General features: G+C 66.0%; 3 protein-coding genes. All 3 read right to left on the reverse strand.

Annotated elements, in window-relative coordinates; genetic code table 11:
- Positions 1-335: 335 nt before the first annotated feature.
- Positions 336-2,270, reverse strand: coding sequence for an ATP-dependent zinc metalloprotease FtsH (ftsH, locus tag EOA24_RS28905; RefSeq protein WP_095816683.1), 1,935 nt, complete (start codon positions 2,268-2,270; stop codon positions 336-338).
- A gap of 104 nt (positions 2,271-2,374) precedes the next feature.
- Positions 2,375-3,751 (reverse strand): tRNA lysidine(34) synthetase TilS, encoded by a 1,377-nt coding sequence (tilS, locus tag EOA24_RS28910; RefSeq protein WP_126080756.1) that lies wholly within the window; start codon positions 3,749-3,751, stop codon positions 2,375-2,377.
- On the reverse strand, positions 3,745-4,351 hold a 607-nt coding region (gene ybgF, locus EOA24_RS28915), incomplete at its 5' end, for a tol-pal system protein YbgF (protein WP_127410335.1). The genes ybgF and tilS, both read right to left, overlap by 7 nt.

The raw sequence follows: 4,351 nt of genomic DNA on the forward strand, positions 1-4,351 counted from the left end.
TTCGAGCGGCGCCACATCGCCGCCATCGACAAACCGCCGCCCGTCAATCCAAGTCGAAGGTACCCCCGCTGCTCTCCCGATCAGATGAGCCTCGACTATGTCTAACTTTCCCCGGACAGCCCTGCCCGCCTTGGCGGGGGCGAGGAACCCAAGCTTTGATACGCCCGCGGGACAGCGCCCCTCTGCCTGCCGGGTATTTCTCCCACAAAGAGGGAGATTGGCTGTCCCACCGCTTTCGCCAATCACCAGCGCACGCCAGCCAAACTCCCGGCGCGCCCAAAAAAGCAAAACGCCGCGGTTTGATCCGCGGCGTTCGTTGTGAGCATTCGCTGTCCTCAGCTTGACGGCTGCGGTTCCATGCCGCCTTCGGGCTCCGGGCCCTTCTTGCGGCGGCCGCCGGTGCCGGCCTTCGGCACGGCCGAGCCACGGCTGGGCGGGGTGTCGTCGCCGAGGTCGCGGGCCGGCTTGTTGCCCGCGATCAGTTGCTTGATCTCTTCGCCCGACAGCGTCTCGTATTCGAGCAGCCCTTCGGCGAGCGCGATCCATTCCTTCTTCTTCTTGGTCAGGATGGCCTTGGCGGTCGAGTAGGCGTCGTCGATCAGCCGCCGCACTTCGGCATCGATGATCTGCGCCGTCTCTTCCGAGATGTTTTGCGTGCGGGCCACCGAGTGTCCGAGGAAGACCTCTTCCTGGTTGTCGCCATAGGCGACATGGCCGAGCTTGTCGGAGAAGCCCCAGCGCGTGACCATGGCGCGCGCCAGCTTGGTCGCCTGCTCGATGTCGGAGGAAGCGCCCGACGTGATGTTCTCCTTGCCGAACTTGAACTCCTCGGCGACGCGGCCACCCATCATGATCGCCAGCCTGGAGATCATGTATTTGTAGCTCATCGAATAGCGGTCGCCTTCCGGCAGTTGCATGACCATGCCGAGCGCGCGACCGCGCGGGATGATGGTCGCCTTGTGCAGCGGGTCCGCCGTCGGCACGTTGAGCGCCAGGATGGCGTGGCCGGCCTCGTGATAGGCGGTCAGCTCCTTCTCGGCCTGCGTCATCGCCGACGAACGGCGCTCCGCGCCCATCATGATCTTGTCCTTGGCGTCCTCGAACTCGGCCATGGTGACCAGCCGCTTGTTGCGGCGCGCCGCCATCAGCGCGGATTCGTTGACGAGGTTCATCAGGTCGGCGCCGGAGAAGCCCGGCGTGCCGCGCGCGATGACCTTGAGGTCGACATTGGGCGCCAGCGGCACGTTGCGCACATGCACCTTGAGGATCTTCTCGCGGCCTACGATGTCGGGATTCGGCACCACGACCTGGCGGTCGAAGCGGCCGGGCCTCAGCAGCGCCGGGTCCAGCACGTCGGGCCGGTTGGTGGCGGCGATCAGGATGATCGACTCGTTCGATTCGAAGCCGTCCATCTCGACCAGCAGCTGGTTCAGCGTCTGCTCGCGCTCGTCATTGCCGCCGCCAAGGCCGGCGCCGCGATGGCGGCCGACGGCGTCGATTTCGTCGATGAAGATGATGCAGGGCGCGTTCTTCTTGGCCTGGTCGAACATGTCGCGCACGCGGCTCGCGCCGACGCCGACGAACATCTCGACGAAGTCCGAGCCGGAGATGGTGAAGAACGGCACATTGGCCTCGCCGGCGACCGAGCGGGCGAGCAGCGTCTTGCCGGTGCCGGGCGGGCCGACCAACAGCACGCCGCGCGGGATCTTGCCGCCGAGGCGCTGGAACTTCTGCGGATCGCGCAGGAACTCGACGATCTCTTCGAGGTCTTCCTTGGCTTCGTCGACGCCGGCGACATCCTGGAAGGTGACGCGGCCATGCGCCTCCGTCAGAAGCTTGGCCTTCGACTTGCCGAAGCCCATCGCTCTTCCGGAGCCGGACTGCATCTGGCGCATGAAGAATATCCACACGCCGAGGATCAGGATCATCGGCAGCCACGAAATCAGGTAGCCGAACAGCGAGTTGGAGCCGTCGGTCTCAGGCTTGGCGGTGATGGTGACGTTCTTGTCCTGCAGCCTGGAAACCAGCGACGGGTCGCCCGGCGAATAAGTCTGGAAGCCGTTGGCGTTGTCCGTGTAGTTGCCGAAGACGCGGGCACCCGCGATGGTCACGCTCTTGACCCGGCCGGAGGCGACGTCCTGCAGGAACTGCGAATAGGGGATATCCGTCGTTGCACCGCGCGTCTGAGGCGTCTGGAACAGATTGAACAGGGCGATGAGCAGGACCGCTATGATCGCCCAGAGCGCGAGGTTGCGATAGTTCGGATTCATCTATTGTCCCGTTGGAGCCCGCCTGCGGGCCCGCGATGATGGAGAAGCTTGGGCCTAACATAGGGAGAGCGCCTCCCCTTGCCAAGCAGAACAGCACGTATCGGTTAAGCTTTCGCCCACCGTCGCCCACCATCATGGCCATGGAATGGCGGCGCCGGCACCGGCGGCGCTCCGACAAGCATCGCGACGGCGGTGGCGGGTTCAATGTCGAAGCACGGCAGGAAGCGCGCGAAAGGGGCAACCGCCGGAACGATCGACACCGATTGCCGGCCGGCGTCGCCGCCAGCGAAATCAAGGCGTTTGCCGCCGGACCATAGCGCTGGCTCCGCGGCAAGCGCCGCGCGTGAAAGGCTCTGTGGAACATCCTCGCTGAAGGGCGCTTTACTGGCGGCGGCAGGGCCCAGCGGCGCGATCACCAAATCGCCCGACCCGTCTTTCAAAGTGATGCGCCGGCGGTTGTCCCAAAGCCAATTATCCGCCGGCGGCGCGGGGACGGGCAGGTTGCGGCTTTCGCGGCGAAGGAAAATGCCTGTACGGCGCGCATCGACCACCGTCCGCGACAATGTAGCGCAAAGCGATCCCAGCTGCAGGCGGGAAAGCAGCTCAGCACAGCGCGCCTGGTCGGCGAGAAAGGACATGCCGCCAACCGTGGCCAGCAGGATGCGCAGCACGTATACGGCCGCTTGGCCGTCCTCATGCCAAGCGAAATCGCGATCGAGGCGGATGAGACCCGGAACCGGTCTGCTGGCGAACGCGTCGATGAGCATGGCGGCGCGGCGGCCGATGTCGTGGCGCTCACGTGCCGCCTGGGCCGACAGCGCCAGCGCCTCGGCAATGCGCCGTTCGCCTTCGCCCTGCGCGAGCGACGCGCGCATGCGTGGCCGCTCGAAGCGGACATCCATATTGGTCGGGTCCTCGATCCAGCCGATGTCGCGATGCCGCAGCATGTCGCGCAGTGCCGCACGCCTTGTGCCGAGCAGCAGCCGGACGATCCAGGTGCGCCAGTCATGCAGCGTGGCGGGCGCCATGCCGGCAAGCCCGCGGCCGTCATCGTCGCGTGCCTGCCGCATCAGCACCGTCTCGGCCTGGTCGTCGGCGGTGTGCCCGGTCAGGATCAGCTTGATGCCTTCGGCGTCGGCTGCTTGCGCCAGCAGCCTGTAGCGCGCCGCGCGTGCCGCGGCCGGCAGACCGGTCAGGGGCTTGTCGCCGCGCCAGGCGAGAATGCGATGCGCGACGCCGCGCTCGGCGCAGAAATCGGCAACCTGCCGTGCCTCGGTGGCCGAATCCGGCCGCAAGCCATGATCGATCGTCACCGCGAGCAGCCTGGCGCCCGGTGCGGTCCGGTCGAGATGATCTTTGAGAAGGAGGAGCAGGGCGGTCGAGTCGCTGCCGCCGGACACGGCTGCAACGGCGCCGGTCGAAAGGTCCAGGTCGGAGAAAAGGTCGTCTGAGAGGTCGGCTTTGGTATCGGGCGTCAGCACGCCGCCAGCGCCTTTTCCTGCTTGATGCGCTCCTTGAGCGTGGCTGAGACGTCGGGATAGCGCTTGCCGATCTCGTTGAAAGTGGCGCAGGCGACGTCATTCTGCTTCAGTCCGACCAGCGAAACCCCGAGCTTGAGCAGCATGTCGGGGGCTTTCTTGGCCTTCGGGTACTCCTTGCTGGCGGCGAGGAAGACTTCGGCCGCGTCACGGTATTTCTGCTCACCCAGCAGAGACTCGCCCAGCCAGTAATGCGCGTCCGCCGCCTTGGCGTCCTTGGGGAAGCGCGAGATATGGTCGCGAAAGCCCTGCTCGGCGGTTGGATAGTCGCCCGACAAGATGAACTGGTAGGAATTGCGGTAGAGCTCGTCGGGATCGTTGGTCGACGGCAGGGCCGCGACTTGCGTGTCGCCGGACTTGTTCTTCTTGGCCGGCGTCTCGGCGGAAGGAGCGCTTGCCGTGGCCGCGGGAGCCTGCACCGGCGCGCTGGCTTGCGGGCCGGTCTCGGCATTGACGACATTGCCGTTCTTGTCGACGGTGATGGTGCCGAAATTCTTCGGCGGCGCGCCGGTGATCAGCTTGCCGGGGTCGCCGGTCTGCGAT

The organism is Mesorhizobium sp. M2A.F.Ca.ET.039.01.1.1 (assembly GCF_003998035.1).
Taxonomy (GTDB): Bacteria; Pseudomonadota; Alphaproteobacteria; order Rhizobiales; family Rhizobiaceae; genus Mesorhizobium.

Coding starts and splice junctions, on each gene's coding strand:
- ftsH (WP_095816683.1), bottom strand. CDS start 2,270: ATGAATCCGAACTATCGCAACCTCGCGCTCTGGGCGATCATAGCGGTC.